This window comes from Streptomyces sp. NPDC087859, assembly GCF_044742595.1.
GTDB classification, from domain to species: domain Bacteria; phylum Actinomycetota; class Actinomycetes; order Streptomycetales; family Streptomycetaceae; genus Streptomyces; species Streptomyces canus_F.
Window position 1 is genome coordinate 265,010 of record NZ_JBIUUU010000003.1, and the last position, 17,165, is coordinate 282,174.

The following is a 17,165-nucleotide window of genomic DNA, read 5'->3' on the forward strand; positions in this document are numbered from 1 at the left end:
CACCCGAAAGGCACAGTTCGCATGAGCGAGTCGAAGATCTGGGACGACGTCGACGACTACTTCACCACCCACCTCACGCCCGACGACGAAGTGCTGGCCGCGGCCCTGCGCGACAGCGAGGCGGCCGGGCTCCCGCGGATCGCCGTCGCCGCCCCGCAGGGAAAGCTCCTCCAGCTGTTCGCCCAGATCCAGGGCGCCCGGAACATCCTGGAGATCGGCACCCTCGGCGGCTACAGCACCATCTGGCTGGCCCGCGCGCTGCCCGCCGACGGCCGGCTGGTCTCGCTGGAGTACAGCCCCCGGCACGCCGAGGTCGCGACCCGCAACATCGCGCGGGCCGGCCTCGACGAGCTCGTCGAGATCCGGGTCGGTCCGGCCCTGGAGTCGCTGCCCCGGCTGGCCGACGAGGCCCCGGCCCCCTTCGACCTCGTCTTCATCGACGCCGACAAGGACAACAACCCGCACTACCTGGAGTGGGCCCTGAAGCTGACCCGCCCGGGCAGCCTGATCATCGTCGACAACGTCGTACGCGGGGGCCGCGTCGCCGACTCCGGCAGCACCGCCCCGGACGTCACCGGGACCCGGGCCGCGATCGAACTGATCGGCTCCCACCCCAAGTTGAGCGGCACGGCGATCCAGACGGTGGGCGGCAAGGGCTACGACGGCTTCGCGCTGGCGCGGGTGCTGCCGTAGCCCGCTGCGGGGCCCGGGAAAGATCAAGCCTCGTGGTAGAAACCCACGTTGACGGTACGGGGGGCGGTGCGGTCCCGGATGACGATCTCGCCGTTGCCGCCCCTGGGCAGCGGGATGGTCCCGCCGTAGACGAGCGGCTGCGCGTACTGGCCGACGACCAGGTGCACCTCGGAGGACGGTTCGGGCTGTGAGCCCTGGAGCCAGGTGACCTGCCAGCCGCCCTCGGGGCCGCACAGGAACTCCAGATGGACCCGGGAGACGAACAGCCAGTCGTCGGGCGTCGAGAGGCGGCACACGGACTTGTCGCGGCCGACTCGCAGCACGGCGCCCGGATCACTGGGCGCGTCGGCCATCTGCATGCCGGCCGTGGCACCCTCCTCCGCCGCGGATACGGCGGCCATGGTGAGTTCGAGCACGTGCGCTCCCTTGTGCAGTTGCTGAAATGTCCCTGTGCAAGTGTGCTTGCACAGCGGCCGCATGATAAATCGCCCGGCCATTCCGCGTCCGGCACAATGGACTCATGACCGAGCGAAAGCCACCCGGCGTCCCGTTCGAGTCCTGGGTCGACCGACAGATCCAAGACGCGCAGGGCCGCGGCGACTTCGACCGACTCCCCGGCGTGGGCGAGCCCCTGCCCGCCGATCTCGACAGCCCGTACGACGAACTCTGGTGGATCAGACGGAAGATGGCCCGCGAGGGTCTCGCCGTGCTGCCGCCCGCGCTGGCCCTGCGCAAGGAGGCCGAGGACACCCTCGCCGCCGCGTTCGCGGCACCCTCGGAGCGGATCGTCCGGAAACTGATCACGGACGTCAACGTCAAGATCCGCGAGATGATGTTCAGGCCGCCGCCCGGCCCCCCGCTCGGAAAAAAGCCGTACGACGTCGAGGACGTCGTACGGCAATGGCGGGAACGCCGCGCGGCGGCGGGCAGGTCAGAGGTGCAGTAGCCGGTCCGCCAGCTCGCGGTAGTCGCGCAGGGCGAGGCGGAGCTGCTCGGTGTCGCCGGCGTTCGCGTGCTTGTCCTCGCCGTCCTGCCAGGAGGTGCGCAGGGTGCGGCGGCGCTGGGTCAGGGCGTCCGTGACGCGGGAGGCGACCTCCTCCATCACGTGGTCGGCCTCCTCGACGGCGTTCCGGGGCCCGTCGACGAACCCGGCGACCGCGTGCTGGAGCCGCAGCGAGAGCTTGTCGCACTCGTCGTGCGGAAGCAGCCGACCGGGGTGCGAACCCTCGCCCTTGGTCGTCGCGGCCGTCTCGTGACCCTTGGTCGCCGCCTCGTGCCCGGCGGGCCCGGCGACGAGGGGTGACCGCGAGCCGTCGCCCCTCTCCGGCTGCTCGGTCCGCTCGGCACCGGAGGTGTCGCGCGTGTCGTGGCCCGCCACGAGCGGGGCGCTCTCCTGCCCCTGGGGGCCCTTGGAGCGGTCGCCCTGGGGGAGGTTCGACTGGCCGCCCGTCACATAGGCACGCCCAGCCGGGCCCTCGCCCGCCGTCTTCTCGCCGCGCCGTGCGCCGTCGGCGCCCTGGCCGGTCGTCGCGTCCGTCATGTCACTCAACTCCCCTTCGCGTGACGCCGGGTGGATGCCCACGGCAGATGGCCGCGGCTCTCGGTACGGGCGGGTCGGCTCCCGCCGTCGGATGCCTCGTGCTCGGGTGTGTTCTCCGCCCGCTCGGCCGTCCGGGACGAGTCCCCGTGGCGGCCGTTGTGGCCCACCAGGTCCTCGAACAGGGACCGGGCCTCGACCATGGCCTCGCGCATCTCCTCGGTGCCGGCGCGGCCACCGTCCTGCGTCTCACTGCCGCGCAGATGGACGGCTTGGTGCACACGCCGGTAGCCGTGCACATGGTCCGCGTGGTGCACGGACAGTGCGGCGAGCTGCTCGTCGTACTGTCCGCCGTCCGGGAACCCCTTGGCCCCGGCGAGGTCGGCGAGCAGCCGGTCCGCCTCGGCCACGGCCTCCTGCGGCGAATCGACGAAGCGCTCCTGGGCTGCCGCCCAGCGGGCCTCGTACTGCTGGCGCTGCGCCGGCTCCAGCGGCCGCTCGCGCAGCGAACCATGCCTCTCGACACGTGCGGCGAGCTCCCGCTCGGCGGCCTGTGGGTCGCCGTCATGCCGGGCCAGGGCACGGTCGTACTCGGGCCCGAAGCGCCGCTTCAGACTCGGGCCGCGCTGCGGCCCCCGAGCACGCCGGGCAAGAACGGCCGCCACGGCAATGACGGCCACAACGATCACGATCAGAGCGATGATCAGGCCAGTTGACATGGCTACCGGGTAGCCCCGAAGAGGCCCCTCAAACCGCCCTGTCGTGCGCCGCGTAATTCGCCGCGCCGACGTGTCGATCCGGCAGAGGCCCGATCGACACAGAGGTACAGAGGAAATCGAGGAGGTTGTCATGGGTGAGGTCATCGCACAGCTGTCCGTGTCGCTCGACGGATACCTCGCGGGTCCGGACTCGGGGCGCGAGCATCCCCTGGGCATCGGCGGGGAGCGGCTGCACCGGTGGGTGTACGGGCTGCGGACCTTCCGCCGCATGCAGGGGATGAAGGGCGGGACGGGCGGACCCGAGGACGAGCTGCTCGCGGCCTGGGTGGAACGGCCGGGCGCGGTGGTGATGGGGCACGGCATGTACATCACCGGCGAGATCCCGTGGGGCGACGACCCGCCCTTCGGCATGCCGGTCCACGTCGTCACCCACCATCCGCGGGAGTCCCTCGTGAAGGAGGGCGGCACCACCTTCCACTTCGTCACGGAAGGCCCCGAGCGCGCCCTGGAGCTGGCCCGGGAAGCGGCCGGCGGCAAGGACGTCTCGCTGGCGGGCGGCGCCGACCTGGTGCAGCAGTTCATCCGGGCCGGCCTGCTCGACGAGCTGTGGCTGCACATCGTCCCCGTCTTCCTCGGCAACGGCCGCCGGCTCTTCGACGGCCTCCCCGACCAGCTCGTCGAGTGGCGCAAGACGCAGGTGCTGGACTCGCCGGAGGCCACGCATATTCGCTTGCGGTCGGCATAGCGGACCTCCCGAGAATGGCCGCATGACCTCCTGGACCGTGTCCCCCGAGCCCTACGACTCCCCCGTCGCCTCAGCCCTGTGGCGGGCGTACTACACGGAGGTCAGCGACCGCTACTACCTCCTGCACGAGGGGCGGCGCACCGAGCCGGAGGAACTGGAGCGGGAGGTCACCCGCGCGGACTGGTCCGCCCTCACCCCGCCGAAAGGGCGGCTGCTGGTGGCCCGGTACGGCGGTGAGCCCGCCGGCACCGCGGGCGTGCGCCTCCTGGACACGGACACCGCCGAGCTGAAGCGGGTGTACGTCCGCGAGGAGCTGCGCGGCAAGGGTGGTGGTCCCGTCCTCGTCCGCGCCGCCGAGGACACCGCCCGCGAACTGGGCGCCGCCCGCATGGTCCTCGACACCCGCAACGACCTCACCGAGGCACGTGCGCTGTACGCGCGCCTCGGCTACGAGGAGACCGAGCCGCACAACGACGACCCGTACGCGGAGCGCTGGTTCGCCAAGGGGCTGTAGGTCGCGAGGGCGGTCATTCGAGGCGTGCCGTCGAGCCGTTGTGGGGCTGTTCGCGGTCCGAGCCGCAGAGTTCGTTGTTGAGGTCCTTCACGAGGCGCTCCAGGTCCGTGGGGCGGTCCGGGCCCCACCAGTCGCCGAGGAGCTCCGCCAGGGACTCCTCGCGGGCCTGGGCGAGGCGGTCGGCGGTCTCGTGGCCGGTGTCGGTCAGGACGAGGTCGATGCCGTCGCGCCGGGCCAGGCCCCGTCCCTCGACCTGGCGGGCGGCGTCCATGATGACGTGCAGCGGAACGGAGCTGCGTTCGGCGAGCAGGGCCGGCTCCACCCAGCCGTACTTCTTCATCCGCAGCAGCAGCCAGCTCGCGCCCGGCAGCAGGTCGTACCCCGCCCGCTCGGTGATCGTCCGGTAGATCTCCCGCCGCCCCTCCCGCGTACCGAGCACCGACAGCGCCCGGCACACCTCGTCGTACGACGACCGCTCCACCGGATTGCTGGCGAGCGTCTCGGTGAGGTCCGGCGCCGTGACCGAGCCGCGCAGCCGGTCCTCCTTGAGGAACCAGGCCAGCACGAAGCCGACCAGCGCGACCGGCGCGGCGTACAGGAAGACGTCGGTGATGGACGAGGCGTAGGCGTGGATCGCCGGCGGCTGGAGCGCGCCCGGGAGCTCCGTGATGCCGCGCGGGTCGGACTCCAGCCCGTCCACCGAGGCGCCGGGCGGGAGTTCGGTGCCGCGGAAGGCGGCGGTGAGCTTGTCGCCGAGGCGGTTCGCGAAGACCGTGCCGAAGATGGCGACGCCGAAGGAGGCTCCGATGGACCGGAAGAAGGTCGCGCCGGAGGTGGCGACGCCCAGATCCTCGTACGAGACCGCGTTCTGCACGATGAGGACCAGCACCTGCATCACCAGGCCCAGGCCCAGACCGAACACGAAGAAGTACGTGCTCATCTCCGCGGCCGAGCTGTTCTCGTCCAGTCGGTGGAGCAGCAGCAGACCGATGGTGGTCACCCCCGTGCCCACGACCGGGAAGACCTTCCAGCGTCCGGTACGGCTGACGATCTGCCCGGACGCGGTCGACGACAGCAGCAGTCCGGCCACCATCGGCAGCATGTGCACACCGGACATGGTCGGGCTGACGCCCTGCACGACCTGGAGGAACGTCGGCAGGTACGTCATCGCGCCGAACATCGCGAAGCCCACGATGAAGCTGATGACCGCGGAGAGCGTGAACGTGCGGATGCCGAAGAGCTTGAGCGGGAGGACGGGTTCGGCCGCCTTCCGTTCCACGGCGACGAAGGCCACGCCGAGCACGACGCCGAGCACCGCCAGGCCGATGATCTGCGGCGATCCCCAGCCCCAGGTGGTGCCGCCGAGGGACGCCACCAGGACCAGACAGGTCGCGACGGAGGCGATCAGGAACGTGCCGAGGTAGTCGATGACGTGCCGTGTCGCCTTGCGCGGGATGCGGAGCACGGTGGCGATGACGGCGAGGGCGACGACGCCCACGGGGAGGTTGATGTAGAAGACCCAGCGCCAGCTGAGGTGCTCGGTGAACAGCCCGCCGAGGAGCGGGCCGAGGACACTGGTCGCCCCGAAGACCGCGCCGAACAGTCCCTGGTACCGCCCGCGTTCGCGCGGCGAGACGATGTCGCCGACGATCGCCATCGACAGCACCATGAGCCCGCCGCCGCCGAGGCCCTGCAACGCCCGGAACGCGATCAGCTGCGGCATGTTCTGCGCCATGCCGCACAGCGCCGAGCCGATCAGGAAGATCACGATCGCGGTCTGGAACAGCTTCTTCCGGCCGTACTGGTCGCCGAGCTTGCCCCACAGCGGGGTCGCGGCGGTCGAGGCGAGCAGATACGCGGTGACCACCCATGACAGGTGCTCCAGGCCGCCGAGGTCGCTGACGATGGTGGGCAGCGCGGTGGAGACGATGGTCTGGTCCAGGGCGGCGAGCAGCATGCCGAGGAGCAGAGCGCCGATCGAGACGAGGACGTTGCCGGACACGTGGGGGTCCTGCGTCTGGCCGGGTGTTCTGTCCCCGGCTGGGTTTCGTGGGTCCTGCACATCACCCGTCATACCGTCCGCATCCGCGGCCATGAAGACCTCCCGAAGGTCTCGTTACCTCTCCATCGTGGTTGGTGTGACCGTTTATGGCCTGTTGAGTCCTGTTGGAAGCCGGTATTCCGGGGGCTTATGGGACGGGAGTGTGGAGGGAGTCTGCATAATCTCTGGAGTTCGCGAGGGGAGGGACGAACACATGGCGCAATCGCATGGCCATCTGTGCCCGGAGTGCGGGGCACCGAGAGGGACCGACAACACGCCGTCGTGCGGGTGCACGCAACGGGCGTCCGACGCCCTGCGCGATGCGCGTACGGCGGAGGCGGCCGCGGCGGAGGATTTTGATCCGTTGCGCATACGTCCCTACGTGGAGCTGGAGGGGGAGGCGTCGACGGGGTCGGCGAACGGAGCGGCGACCGGGGCTGCCGCAACCGGGGCGGCCGACGTGACGATGCCGTTGCGTGCCGTGCCGGGTCCGGCGCCCAGCACGAGTGACCTGAGCCTGTTCGAGGGGGCGGGCCGGGAAGGCGAGGGCGCGAACCCGGACGACCTCTCCCACTTCGACGACTTCGACGACGCACCGCGCCGACGCCCCCGCCGCACGGTCCTGCTGGGCGCGGCGGGCGGGCTCGTCGCGGTGATCGCGGCGGCCGGGCTGGCGAGCGGAATGTTCTCGTACGACACCCCCACCCGGAACGGAGCGTTGCCGCAGGAGGTACGGGCGAGCGTCCCGGACGCGTCACCGACGACGGGAGCGGCGTCCCAGTCCCCCACCACGACGGCACCCCGCCCCACCGCGGTACCCCCGCAGGCGTCCGCCTCCACCACCCCGTCACAGCCCCCGTCCCCGTCCCCGACCCCGACAAGCGCCTCCCCGACCCCGTCCCGCTCGACGGCCTCCCCCACAAGCTCCCCCGCCACCCCCACCACAGCCGACGACTCCTCCGACGCCCGCGAAAGCACTCCCCCCGTGCTACGCCGCGGCTCCCAGGGCGACGAGGTCGTCGAACTGGAACTCCGCCTCACCCAACTGGGCCTCTACACCCGCAAGGCGAGCGGCCACTACAACGAGGGCGTCGAGGACGCGGTGACCCGGTACCAGTGGGCACGGGGAGTCCAGACGGACGAGCACGGGGTGTACGACCTGGCGACGCGGGAGCGACTGGAGTCGGAGACACAGGAGCCGTGAGCGCCTGACGGCGAGTGGGCGGATGCCTGCGGCGGCCCGTGACGGCTTCTACTCGCCGTCGGGCGGGGCTGCGCGGCGAGCCGTGAGCGGCTGACGGCGAGTGGGTGGATGCCTGCGGCGGCCCGTGGCGGCTTCGGTGGGGGCGTGCGTCGCGCACTACGGTCCGGTTGTGGGTCGGTGCCGCACCGGGGGGTGTCCGTCCTCGGTCGGGCGGTGCTGTGGGCTGGGGATGTGCTCTTGGTTGGTCGCCCGACGCTGCGGGCGGACACCCCCCGGTACGTCCCCTTCTCGCCGTTGCGCCGGCGCGGGTGGTGCCCCGCCTGGGGTCACAGGAGACGGAGACGGCGGCGGAGACTGCTCTACGGCCATGCCGGTGCAGGTCTTTCAGCCCGTCCGGCGTTTGAGGACGAGGCCCCTTCAGGGCCGATGGGGGTCCGGGGGGCGGAGCCCCCTGGGGGCGGGGGCGAAGGGGCGGCAGCCCCTGGGGATGGGAACGGGTAAGGGCGGCGGGGGCGAAAACCGGCCTAGCGGACGTACAGCCGTATCGTGCCGTCCGCCGTGGGCTCCACGCGGACCTGGGTCAGGTCACGGACGACGACGTCCGGATCGTAGAAGTCGGCCCGCGGCCCGACGCCGACCACCCGCATCCCCGCAGCGCGCCCCGCGGCGATCCCCGCCCCGGAGTCCTCGAAGACGACGCAGTCCTCCGGCGCCAGCCCCAGTTCCGCGGCCCCCTTCAGAAAGCCCTCCGGATCCGGCTTGCTCGCGCCGACGGACTCGGCGGTGATCCGGATGTCCGGCAGGGGCAGACCGGCCGCGGCCATCCGCGCCGTGGAGAGGGCGACATCCGCCGAGGTCACCAGCGCATGCGGCACATCACGCAAGGACGCCAGAAACTCCGACGCCCCCGGTATCTCCACCACGCCCTCCATGTCCGCCGTCTCCTCGGCGAGCATCAGCGCGTTGTCCGCGTGGTTCTGCTCCATCGGCCGGTCCGGCAGCAGCAACGCCATCGAGGCGTACCCCTGCCGCCCGTGGACGACCTTCATGACCTCGTCGCCGTCCAGCCCGTGCCGCGACGCCCACCGCCGCCAGCAGCGCTCGACGACGACATCGGAGTTCACCAGGGTGCCGTCCATGTCGAGCAGGAGGGCGCGGGCGGTCAGCACGGTGGGTACGGCGGTGGCCGTCATCGGCAGCTCCAAGGCGCGGGGGCCGGGGGTGACCCGGAGGGACAAGGCGGCCCCCACCCGCCGGTCAGGGAGAACGAGCGGGGAGCCACTTTGTTTCTCTACGGTACAAAACCAGGCCCGCTTTGCGCCAGCGCATCCCGGAACTGTTCACCGAGCGTTCAGCTCACCCGGTGACCGCCTCCCACAGGCTCCAGAGCCCGAGCCCCAGCATCAGCAGCGCCGCCACCTTCGTGATCAACCGCAACGGCACCCGCTTCATCAGCGCCTTTCCACCGACGATGCCCAGCCCTGCCACCGCCCAGAGCGCGAGCACCGCACCGAGACCGACGGAGAGCGGATCGTCGTAACGGGCGGCCAGATTCGCCGTCATGATCTGCGTGAGGTCACCGAACTCCGCGACCAGGATGAGCATGAAGCCGGCGCCCGCGACCTTCCAGAAGGACTGGTCCTCCGGGCGCCGGATCTCCTCCTCGCCCTCGCCCTTCTTCCTCAGCAGCACCGCGGCACCGCCCAGGAAGAGGACACCCGTGAGCGCGTGGACGAGCTGCTGCGGCAGGAGCGTGAGCACGCTGCCCGCCGCCACGGCCAGCGCCACATGGAGGGCGAAGGCCGCCGCCACGCCCGCGAAGACGTACGACGCGCGATAGCGGGTGCCCAGGACCAGACCCGCCAGCGCGGTCTTGTCCGGCAACTCTGCGAGGAAGACGACGCCGAAGACGACGGCCGTCACGGTGAAGCTGATCAAGGTTCCTCAATCGGTCGGGGCTGCCCCGCCGAGAGTGTTACCGCGAAAACGACACCTCGGCACGGCAGCACACAGTCAGTGCGCTACTGGCCGAAGGTCTCGCTGGCCGGTCACGGATGACCTGCCTCCGGGCGCCGGCTCAGACGAGCTGAGCAGTATGTCGACGGTCCGGCGAAGAGCTACTCCCCTTCAACTCCGTCAATCATACGAGATCGTTTCGCCGTAAACCTTGTCGTGTCATGTACGCGTCATTAACTTCTAACCCAACGCATACCTCCCCGCAACGCGGAGCCGCGAGAGTTCCCTCGCTCGCGCTTCAACACCCCCACCCCTCAAAGGGAGTTCGCATGGCGAAGTTCTACGCGCGTCGACGGCTCAGCATACTCGCGGCCCTCACCGGTCTCATAGCCTCGGTCGGGCTCTTCAACGGTCCGACCGCCTCCGCCGCCCTCCCCACCCCGGTCAGCGCGGCCACCGCCCGTACCTACCTCGCCTCCCTCACCGTGGCGACCGAGGACCGTACCGGCTACAGCCGTGACCTGTTCAACCACTGGATCACCATCTCCGGCACCTGCAACACCCGTGAGACGGTCCTGAAGCGGGACGGTTCGAACGTCGTCACCGACTCCGCCTGCGCCTCCACCAGCGGCAGCTGGTACTCCCCCTACGACGGCGCCACCTGGACCGCCGCCTCCGACCTCGACATCGACCACCTGGTCCCGCTCGCCGAGGCCTGGGACTCCGGCGCCGACAGCTGGACCTCCGCCAAGCGCCAGAGCTTCGCCAACGACCTGACCCGCCCGCAGCTCATCGCCGTCACGGACAACGTGAACCAGGCCAAGAGCGACCAGGACCCGGCCACGTGGATGCCGTCGGTCACCTCGTACCGCTGCACCTACGTCCGCGCCTGGGTCCAGGTGAAGTACTACTACGGCCTGTCCGTGGACTCCGCGGAGAAGAGCGCGCTCACCGGCTACCTCGCGAACTGCTGACGATTCGGCGACGGAATCTCCCCGTCGGCCTCCGTCGTTCCGTACCGTACGGGGCGACGGAGGAGGATCACGTGGCCGAACTTCGGTTGGGACCGCTGCTCAGGTATGCCGGCGGCTCGTCCGCGACCGTATGGGTCGAGGCGAGCCGGCCGTGCGCCGCCGAGGTGCGCTGCGCGGACGGGGCGGGCGGTGAGACCCAGACCTTTCAGGTCTGCGGTCATCACTACGCCCTGGTTCCGGTCACCGGTCTGACGCCGGGGACCTCGTCGCCGTACGAGGTCCTGCTCGACGGAGTACGTGTGTGGCCGCTGCCCGACTCCCCGTTCCCGGAGTCCGTCATCCGCACCCCGGCCGAAGGGGACACCGTCCGCGTCGCCTTCGGGTCCTGCCGCTGGGCCGCTCCGCCACACGGCGAGCCGGACCCCGTCGGCCTCGACGCCCTGGACACCCTGGCGGCCCGGATCGCGACCGACCCGGACGGTGAACGGCCCGACGTGCTGCTCCTGCTGGGCGATCAGGTCTACGCCGACGAGACCTCCCCCGCGACCCGCCGCTGGCTCGCCGCGCGCCGGGATCTGAGCGATCCGCCGGGCAGCGAGGTCGCGGACTACGAGGAGTACACCCACCTCTACTACGAGTCCTGGCTCGATCCCGAGATCCGATGGCTGCTGTCCACCGTGCCCAGTTGCATGATCTTCGACGATCACGACGTGATCGACGACTGGAACACCTCCGCCGCCTGGGTGGAGGACATGCGGGCCACCCCGTGGTGGCAGGAGCGGGTGCTGAGCGGGCTGATGTCGTACTGGGTGCATCAGCACCTCGGGAACCTGTCCCCGGCGGAGCTCGACTCCGACCCGCTCTACGCCGCCGTACGCGAGACCCCGGACGGCACCGACGAGTTGCGGGCCTTCGCCTGCAAGGCCGACGTCGATCCGCCCTCCGTGCGCTGGAGTTACCGGCGGGACTTCGGGCGTGTGCGGCTCGTGATGGTCGACAGCCGGGCGGCGCGGGTCCTCGACGAGGAGAACCGGTCGATGCTCGCCCCCGGCGAGGAGCGATGGGTGCGCGAGCAGGTGCTGGACGGACCGGGGTCCTACGACCATCTCCTGATCGGGACCTCGCTGCCCTGGCTGCTGCCGCATCTGGTGCACGACGCCGAGGCGTGGAACGCGGCACTGTGCCGGGGTGAACGCGGGGCGCGCTGGGCGCGGTTCGGGGAGGATCTGCGGCGACGGGCGGACCTGGAGCACTGGGCGGCCTTCCCGGAGTCCTTCGAGTCGCTGGTGGAGCTCATCGCGGAGGCGGGGTCGGGCCCGGACGCGCCGGCGACGGTGTGTGTGCTGTCGGGCGACGTCCATCACGCGTACATCGCCGAACCGAGGTGGCCGGAGGGGAGCGGACCCGATGCGCGGGTGCTGCAGCTGACCTGCTCCCCCGTCCACAACTCCATCCCGTTGTCGATACGGCTCGGCTTCCGCTTCGGGTGGAGCGCGGTGGGCCGCTTCCTGGGGCGCCGGTTCGCCGGACACGGGGCCTGTCCCCAGCCGTCGGTGGACTGGCGGCGGACGGGCGGGCCCTGGTTCGGCAACCAGCTCATGACGCTGACGCTGCGCGGGCGCTCGGCGGGACTGCGGCTGGAGCAGGCACGGGCCGTGCGGGGCGGGAAGGCGCGGCTGACCGTGGTCTCGGAGTCGGTGCTGAGCGAGAAGTGACCGCACCGTGCACAAGTGAGCCCAGGGAAAGGTGAGTTGAGCACAGTTGATTCTTCAGCAAACCCGCGTTCGAACATACGCTCCTCCGTACTCGGGCCCCGCTGACGGCCCAACTGCGCGGAGGAAAAGCCTTGTTGAAGAAGATCGGCATCCCGCTCGCCGCCGCCGGAGCGGGCCTCGCCCTCATGGCGGCTCCGGCCCACGCTGGGACCTGGTATCCGACGGGGTGGCCGCAGCACGCGTACACCTCCGACAACGCGGGCGAGGGCGCGTTCCAGGCCGAGGGTGACTGGTTCATGGCGAATGACATCGGAGAGGACAGAAAGAGCGCCGTCACCCGCTGGGAGACCAACTACGGCCGCTCGGGCGAGTGCAAGGCCACCGGGGGCGCGTTCACCGGCCGGGAGCAGTGCAATGAAAACCTCGACGAGGACTACAAGGTCCGGATCAAGGTGTGTCTGCGCAACTACTCCAATGACATCGGCTGGGAGAACTGTTCGACCTGGACCCCTTGGCTGAGCATCGCCACCGGCAACGCGTAATCCGGGGTACCCGACGCCCGGCCGGCGCACGGCAGGCATGATGAGGCGGACCGTCCGCTTCCGGTGGGCGGTCTGCTGCCAAGCGCCCCCACACGCCCGGGAGTCCCCGTTTTGTCCGCACCGACCACGGCCTGCGCGCCGGTCTCCGTCGCCGTGGTCGGCGCCGGACCGCGCGGGACCAGCGTGCTGGAACGCCTCTGCGCCTCCGCGCCTGAACTGCTCCCGCCCGGCGCCCGGCTCACCGTCCACGTGGTCGACCCGGCACCGCCCGGCGCCGGCCGCGTCTGGCGCACCGCACAGCCGGCGGACCTCCTGATGAACACCGTGGCCTGTCAGGTGACCCTGTTCACCGACGAGAGCGTCGACTGCTCCGGACCCGTCCGCCCCGGCCCCAGCCTGCACGAGTGGGCGTCCGGCGAGCTGGGCCCGGACGAGTATCCGACCCGCGCCCACTACGGCCGTTATCTGGAGTGGGTGTTCGCCCGTACGGTGCGCGAGGCACCGCCCGGCGTCCGCGTACGGACGCACACGGCCCGTGCGGTACGGCTCGACGACGCTCCCGACGGCCGCCAGGTCCTCACCCTCGACGACGGCCGTGAACTGACCGGCCTGTCCGCCGTCGTCCTCGCCCAGGGCCATCTGCCGACCGTCCCCGACGCGGCGCAGCGCACCGTCTCGTCGTACGCCGAGACCCACGGCCTGCTCCACGTCCCGCCCGCCAACCCGGCCGACGTCGACCTCTCCGCCGTCTCCCCGGGCGAACCGGTGCTGTTGCGCGGTCTCGGCCTCAACTTCTTCGATCACACGGCCCTGTTGACGACCGGCCGCGGCGGCCGTTTCGTGCGCGATCGGGGCGGGCTGCGGTACGTCCCCTCCGGCCGCGAGCCGCGGCTGTACGCCGGGTCCCGGCGCGGCGTCCCCTACCAGGCCCGGGGCGACAACGCGAAGGGGCCGTACGGCCGTCACACCCCGCTCGTCCTGACGCCGGAGGTCATAGCGGGCTTCCGCAAGCGTGCCGACTCGGGTGAGGCGCCCGACTTCCTCGCCGAGATATGGCCGTTGGTGGCGAAGGAGGTGGAGACGGTCTACTACTCGGCGCTCGTACGGCGACCGGACCTCGCCGACCGGTTCCTCGCCGTCCCCCACCGGGACCCTCAAGAGGCGCTGATCCTCGACGAGTTCGGCATACCGGACGCCGACCGCTGGAGCTGGGACCGGATCTCCCGCCCGTACACGGGACTTGGTTTCCCCCATCCCGGGCGGTGGCGCGCGTGGCTGCTGGCGCATCTGCGCGAGGACGCCGCGCAGGCCGCTCTCGGCAACACGGACGGCCCGCTCAAGGCGGCCCTCGACGTGCTGCGCGATCTGCGCAACGAACTCCGGCTGACCGTCGACCACGGCGGCATCGCCGGTGCCTCCCGCCGGGATCATCTCGACCGCTGGTACACCCCCCTCAACGCCTTCCTGTCCATCGGCCCGCCCCGGCGCCGGATCGAGGAACTGGTGGCGCTGATGGAGGCGGGTGTGGTGGAGGTGCTCGGGCCGCGCCTGGAGGTCCGGGCGCAGGACGGGGCCTGGGTGGCGCGCTCGCCCGACGTCCACGGGTCCGGCGTACGCGTGACGACGCTCATAGAGGCACGGCTTCCGGAACCGGATCTGCGGCGCACGGCGGACGGGCTCCTCGCCCGGCTGCTGAGGACCGGGCAGTGCCGGCCGCACTCGGTCGGCGGTTACGAGACGGGCGGACTGGACGTGACACCTCGCCCATATCACCTGATTGACCGTCAAGGAGGCGTGCACACAAGGCGGTTCGCGTTGGGGGTGCCGACGGAGGGGGTGCACTGGGTGACCGCGGCGGGTGCGCGTCCGGGTGTGGATTCGGTCACGCTTTCGGACGCCGACGCGGTGGCGAGAGCCGTTCTACGTGCGACTACAGCAGGAACGGAACCTCAAACGGAAGCAAAGCCGTGGCCAAATGTTGAACTTGCAAGCATTGATTAGTCCGACCTAACGTGGGGTGCTCGCTCGGTTCCGTCCCCCGACCGGTCCGCCCCAGGGACCGGCCCGACCGTAGGAGTACCCCCCACATGACCGGACGCCTCAACAGCGCCCAGCCGTACGTCCTCGGCCTGTTCCGTATCGTCGTCGGACTGCTCTTCACCAGCCACGGCGCCGTCGCGCTCTTCGGTGTGCTCGGCGGCGCGGACGGCAAGGGCGGCACCGTCGAGCTGGGCACCTGGCCCGGCTGGTACGCGGCCGCGATCGAACTCGTCGGCGGCTCCCTCGTCCTGATCGGCCTGGCCACCCGCTTCGCCGCGTTCATCGCCTCGGGCGCGATGGCCTACGCCTACTTCAAGGTGCACCAGCCCAACGCCCTGTGGCCGATCGAGAACAGCGGCGAGGGCGCGGCGATGTTCTGCTGGGCCTTCCTGCTGCTGGTCTTCACCGGCTCCGGCGCCTTCGGGCTCGACCGGCTGTTCCAGAAGCGCTCGGCCGCCGCCGAGCGGCCGGCCTCGGACCAGGCACCCGTGGCCGTCTGAGCCACACCCGCACCCGACGGCGCCCGTCCCCGCAGGGGGGCGGGCGCCGCGACGTGTCGGCCGGGTGAACATGCTGTGCCGAACACACGCGCCCCCCATGAATCTCCTGTCACACCTCGGGCGTACGCTGTAAGGCTGTTACGGGGGAAAACGGGGAGTGACGGTGTTCGAGAGTCTCGGGAATATGGGCGTGCTGACCGGCAGCCCAGGAATCATCTACGCGATGGTGGCCGCGTCCGTGCTGCTGGACGTGTTCCTGCCGGTCCTGCCCAGCGGCGTCCTGGTCATCACGGCCGCCACAGCCGCGGCGGCGGGCACCGGAGCGGCGACCGGCAAGGTCCCCGGCGAGGTTCCGGACCTCCTGCTGCTCACCCTGGTCGCCGCGACGGCCTCGGTGCTCGGCGACCTGGTCGCGTACCGGCTCGCCTGGCGCGGCGGCGCCCGTCTGGACCGGGCCATCGCCCGCTCCCGCCGCCTCACCTCCGCGCAGGAACGTCTCGGCTCCGCCCTCGCCGACGGCGGCGGCCCCCTGGTCGTCCTCGCCCGCTTCGCCCCGGCCGGCCGCTCGGTCGTCTCCTTCGTCGCGGGCGCCGCCCACCGCCGGGTCCGGGAGTTTTTGCCCTGGTCCGCCCTCGCGGGCCTGGCCTGGGCGGCGTACAGCGTCGCCCTCGGCTACTACGGCGCCCAGTGGCTGGGCACGACATGGCTGGCGACCGGCGTCTCGGTACTGGCCCTGTTCGCCGCGGGAGCCGGAGCGGCGTTCGTCATGCGCCGCCGCCCGGCATAGCCCGCGCGCCCACCGGCCCGAGGCGTGGGGGAGGACCGGCGGGCGGGAGACGGATCTGCCCGTCGCCGAGCCGCCGACGGCTCGGCGACGCGGCTAGCCGGCGCGTTGTGCGGCGGCGCCTCGGACCTCGAGGTCGGCCAGTAGTTCGGCCGTAGCCTCGGCCACCGCGGCCACCGCCCGCTCGAAGACCTCCTTGTTGTGCGCGGCCGGTGCCCGGAAGCCGGACACCTTCCGTACGTACTGGAGGGCGGCGGCGCGGATCTCGTCCTCCGTCGCCTCCTCGGGCAACGCGGGCGGGCGAAGAGTCTTGATGCTGCGGCACATACCCCCAGTCTCGCCCCGGACGGGGAATAGCGCCGGGCGTCCGCGGAATTGTGTGGAGCATGACGACCGTGGAGATCTCCTACGTCGGCGGCCCGACCGCCGTTCTGTCTCTCGGGGGCGTGCGTCTCCTCACCGACCCGACCTTCGACGCGCCCGGCGAGTACCCCATCGGCTCCCGCGCGCTGGTGAAGACGACGGGCCCGGCGCTCGCGGCGGCGGACCTCGGCGCGGTGGACGCCGTGCTGCTCTCCCACGACCAGCACCCCGACAACCTGGACGCCGCGGGCCGCGCCTACCTCGCCGGTGTCCCCCTCGTCCTGTCGACCGCCGCCGCCCACGACCGCCTCGGCGCCCCCGTCCGCGCCCTGCCCGCCTGGGAGAGCGTCGAGGTGGGCGGCGTACGCGTCACCGCCGTCCCCGCCCTGCACGGACCCGAGGGCTCCGAGCCCCTCGTCGGCGAGGTCACCGGCTTCGTGCTGTCCGGGGAGGGCCTGCCCAAGGTGTACGTCAGCGGCGACAACGCCTCTCTCGACCGGGTCCGGGAGATCGCCGACCGCGAGGGCCCCTTCGACGTGGCCCTGCTGTTCGCGGGCGCGGCACGCACTCCCCTCGTACCGGACGCGACCCTGACCCTGACCAGCGAGCAGGCCGCCGAGGCGGCGACGATCCTGGGTGCCCGGCATGTCGTACCGCTGCACTTCGAGCACTGGGGTCACTTCACCCAGGACGGACCGACGCTGACGAAGGCCTTCGCGGAGGCCGGCCTGACGGACCGGCTGCACCTGCCGGCGCCCGGGGAGTCCGTACGGCTCTGACGTCTGCAATGATCGATTCCGAGGCGGCCACCGTTCAAGGGGCCGACCGACGAAGGGAC

19 protein-coding genes are annotated in these 17,165 nt (G+C 71.3%); 12 read left to right on the top strand and 7 right to left on the bottom strand.

The window, feature by feature from the left end; translation table 11 throughout:
• The first annotated feature begins 21 nt into the window (after window positions 1-21).
• Window positions 22-693 carry an O-methyltransferase gene (locus tag ACIOHP_RS08575; protein ID WP_401884614.1) on the top strand — a complete coding sequence of 224 codons (672 nt, stop codon included), beginning with the start codon at window positions 22-24 and terminating at the stop codon, window positions 691-693.
• A 23-nt stretch (window positions 694-716) separates the two neighbouring features.
• Here ACIOHP_RS08575 and ACIOHP_RS08580 read toward each other — a convergent pair whose 3' ends face one another.
• Window positions 717-1,109, bottom strand: a complete 393-nt coding sequence (locus ACIOHP_RS08580) for an FHA domain-containing protein (RefSeq protein WP_046263438.1) — start codon at window positions 1,107-1,109, stop codon at window positions 717-719.
• Window positions 1,110-1,213: 104 nt separating this feature from the next.
• Here ACIOHP_RS08580 and ACIOHP_RS08585 point away from each other — a divergent pair, with 104 nt between their 5' ends.
• Window positions 1,214-1,639, top strand: a complete 426-nt coding sequence (locus ACIOHP_RS08585; protein ID WP_401884616.1) for a DUF1992 domain-containing protein — start codon at window positions 1,214-1,216, stop codon at window positions 1,637-1,639.
• On the opposite strand, the gene ACIOHP_RS08590 is transcribed toward ACIOHP_RS08585, so the two are convergent.
• Entirely contained in the window at window positions 1,625-2,233 is a 609-nt protein-coding gene (locus ACIOHP_RS08590; protein ID WP_401884618.1) for a hypothetical protein, read from the bottom strand. The two genes, ACIOHP_RS08585 and ACIOHP_RS08590, sit on opposite strands and share 15 nt — an antisense overlap.
• Window positions 2,234-2,238: 5 nt before the next feature.
• On the bottom strand, window positions 2,239-2,949 hold the full coding sequence (locus ACIOHP_RS08595) for a hypothetical protein (protein ID WP_401884623.1): 711 nt from the start codon (window positions 2,947-2,949) through the stop codon (window positions 2,239-2,241).
• A 130-nt stretch (window positions 2,950-3,079) separates the two neighbouring features.
• Between ACIOHP_RS08595 and ACIOHP_RS08600 the strand changes: the two genes are divergently transcribed.
• Together ACIOHP_RS08600 and ACIOHP_RS08605 are read left to right on the top strand one after the other, a co-directional pair.
• Complete coding sequence (locus ACIOHP_RS08600; RefSeq protein ID WP_361540108.1) at window positions 3,080-3,694, top strand: dihydrofolate reductase family protein; 615 nt, start codon at window positions 3,080-3,082, stop codon at window positions 3,692-3,694.
• A 22-nt stretch (window positions 3,695-3,716) separates the two neighbouring features.
• Window positions 3,717-4,208 carry a GNAT family N-acetyltransferase gene (locus ACIOHP_RS08605; RefSeq protein WP_401884627.1) on the top strand — a complete coding sequence of 164 codons (492 nt, stop codon included), beginning with the start codon at window positions 3,717-3,719 and terminating at the stop codon, window positions 4,206-4,208.
• A gap of 13 nt (window positions 4,209-4,221) precedes the next feature.
• Here the strand turns inward: ACIOHP_RS08605 and ACIOHP_RS08610 are convergent, their stop codons facing one another.
• Window positions 4,222-6,303: an MDR family MFS transporter gene (locus ACIOHP_RS08610; protein ID WP_401884630.1), complete on the bottom strand. Its 2,082-nt coding sequence runs from the start codon at window positions 6,301-6,303 to the stop codon at window positions 4,222-4,224.
• 310 nt (window positions 6,304-6,613) lie between these two features.
• Here ACIOHP_RS08610 and ACIOHP_RS08615 point away from each other — a divergent pair, with 310 nt between their 5' ends.
• A complete protein-coding gene (locus ACIOHP_RS08615; protein WP_401884635.1) occupies window positions 6,614-7,453 on the top strand; it encodes a peptidoglycan-binding domain-containing protein in 840 nt (279 codons plus the stop codon).
• Window positions 7,454-7,977: 524 nt separating this feature from the next.
• Here the strand turns inward: ACIOHP_RS08615 and ACIOHP_RS08620 are convergent.
• Window positions 7,978-8,646 (bottom strand): HAD-IA family hydrolase, encoded by a 669-nt coding sequence (locus ACIOHP_RS08620; RefSeq protein WP_401884638.1) that lies wholly within the window; start codon window positions 8,644-8,646, stop codon window positions 7,978-7,980.
• Between the two features lie 163 nt (window positions 8,647-8,809).
• Window positions 8,810-9,391 (bottom strand): TMEM165/GDT1 family protein, encoded by a 582-nt coding sequence (locus ACIOHP_RS08625; protein WP_401884642.1) that lies wholly within the window; start codon window positions 9,389-9,391, stop codon window positions 8,810-8,812.
• A 347-nt stretch (window positions 9,392-9,738) separates the two neighbouring features.
• Between ACIOHP_RS08625 and ACIOHP_RS08630 the strand changes: the two genes are divergently transcribed.
• The 6 genes from ACIOHP_RS08630 (at window position 9,739) to ACIOHP_RS08655 (ending at window position 15,967) form a co-directional block, all read left to right on the top strand.
• Window positions 9,739-10,383, top strand: coding sequence for an HNH endonuclease family protein (locus ACIOHP_RS08630; RefSeq protein ID WP_401884646.1), 645 nt, complete (start codon window positions 9,739-9,741; stop codon window positions 10,381-10,383).
• A gap of 71 nt (window positions 10,384-10,454) precedes the next feature.
• Window positions 10,455-12,098 (top strand): alkaline phosphatase D family protein, encoded by a 1,644-nt coding sequence (locus tag ACIOHP_RS08635; protein WP_401884650.1) that lies wholly within the window; start codon window positions 10,455-10,457, stop codon window positions 12,096-12,098.
• A 131-nt stretch (window positions 12,099-12,229) separates the two neighbouring features.
• A complete protein-coding gene (locus ACIOHP_RS08640) occupies window positions 12,230-12,640 on the top strand; it encodes a hypothetical protein (RefSeq protein WP_351692188.1) in 411 nt (136 codons plus the stop codon).
• 111 nt (window positions 12,641-12,751) lie between these two features.
• Window positions 12,752-14,641 carry an FAD/NAD(P)-binding protein gene (locus ACIOHP_RS08645; RefSeq protein ID WP_401884656.1) on the top strand — a complete coding sequence of 630 codons (1,890 nt, stop codon included), beginning with the start codon at window positions 12,752-12,754 and terminating at the stop codon, window positions 14,639-14,641.
• 86 nt (window positions 14,642-14,727) lie between these two features.
• Window positions 14,728-15,180, top strand: a complete 453-nt coding sequence (locus ACIOHP_RS08650) for a DoxX family protein (RefSeq protein WP_401884660.1) — start codon at window positions 14,728-14,730, stop codon at window positions 15,178-15,180.
• 184 nt (window positions 15,181-15,364) lie between these two features.
• Window positions 15,365-15,967 (top strand): DedA family protein, encoded by a 603-nt coding sequence (locus ACIOHP_RS08655; protein ID WP_401885240.1) that lies wholly within the window; start codon window positions 15,365-15,367, stop codon window positions 15,965-15,967.
• Window positions 15,968-16,060: 93 nt separating this feature from the next.
• On the opposite strand, the gene ACIOHP_RS08660 is transcribed toward ACIOHP_RS08655, so the two are convergent.
• On the bottom strand, window positions 16,061-16,291 hold the full coding sequence (locus tag ACIOHP_RS08660) for a DUF2277 domain-containing protein (protein WP_171146715.1): 231 nt from the start codon (window positions 16,289-16,291) through the stop codon (window positions 16,061-16,063).
• Window positions 16,292-16,350: 59 nt separating this feature from the next.
• Between ACIOHP_RS08660 and ACIOHP_RS08665 the strand changes: the two genes are divergently transcribed.
• Complete coding sequence (locus ACIOHP_RS08665; protein WP_361540137.1) at window positions 16,351-17,106, top strand: MBL fold metallo-hydrolase; 756 nt, start codon at window positions 16,351-16,353, stop codon at window positions 17,104-17,106.
• Window positions 17,107-17,165 lie beyond the last annotated feature (59 nt).

What these genes read in the sequence shown, in the direction of transcription:
- ACIOHP_RS08620 (WP_401884638.1), bottom strand. Translation starts at nt 8,646, where the DNA reads ATGACGGCCACCGCCGTACCCACCGTGCTGACCGCCCGCGCCCTCCTG.
- ACIOHP_RS08665 (WP_361540137.1), top strand. Translation starts at nt 16,351, where the DNA reads ATGACGACCGTGGAGATCTCCTACGTCGGCGGCCCGACCGCCGTTCTG.
- ACIOHP_RS08595 (WP_401884623.1), bottom strand. Translation starts at nt 2,949, where the DNA reads ATGTCAACTGGCCTGATCATCGCTCTGATCGTGATCGTTGTGGCCGTC.
- ACIOHP_RS08630 (WP_401884646.1), top strand. Translation starts at nt 9,739, where the DNA reads ATGGCGAAGTTCTACGCGCGTCGACGGCTCAGCATACTCGCGGCCCTC.
- ACIOHP_RS08605 (WP_401884627.1), top strand. Translation starts at nt 3,717, where the DNA reads ATGACCTCCTGGACCGTGTCCCCCGAGCCCTACGACTCCCCCGTCGCC.
- ACIOHP_RS08575 (WP_401884614.1), top strand. Translation starts at nt 22, where the DNA reads ATGAGCGAGTCGAAGATCTGGGACGACGTCGACGACTACTTCACCACC.
- ACIOHP_RS08585 (WP_401884616.1), top strand. Translation starts at nt 1,214, where the DNA reads ATGACCGAGCGAAAGCCACCCGGCGTCCCGTTCGAGTCCTGGGTCGAC.
- ACIOHP_RS08610 (WP_401884630.1), bottom strand. Translation starts at nt 6,303, where the DNA reads ATGGCCGCGGATGCGGACGGTATGACGGGTGATGTGCAGGACCCACGA.
- ACIOHP_RS08660 (WP_171146715.1), bottom strand. Translation starts at nt 16,291, where the DNA reads ATGTGCCGCAGCATCAAGACTCTTCGCCCGCCCGCGTTGCCCGAGGAG.
- ACIOHP_RS08600 (WP_361540108.1), top strand. Translation starts at nt 3,080, where the DNA reads ATGGGTGAGGTCATCGCACAGCTGTCCGTGTCGCTCGACGGATACCTC.
- ACIOHP_RS08655 (WP_401885240.1), top strand. Translation starts at nt 15,365, where the DNA reads ATGGGCGTGCTGACCGGCAGCCCAGGAATCATCTACGCGATGGTGGCC.
- ACIOHP_RS08590 (WP_401884618.1), bottom strand. Translation starts at nt 2,233, where the DNA reads ATGACGGACGCGACGACCGGCCAGGGCGCCGACGGCGCACGGCGCGGC.
- ACIOHP_RS08650 (WP_401884660.1), top strand. Translation starts at nt 14,728, where the DNA reads ATGACCGGACGCCTCAACAGCGCCCAGCCGTACGTCCTCGGCCTGTTC.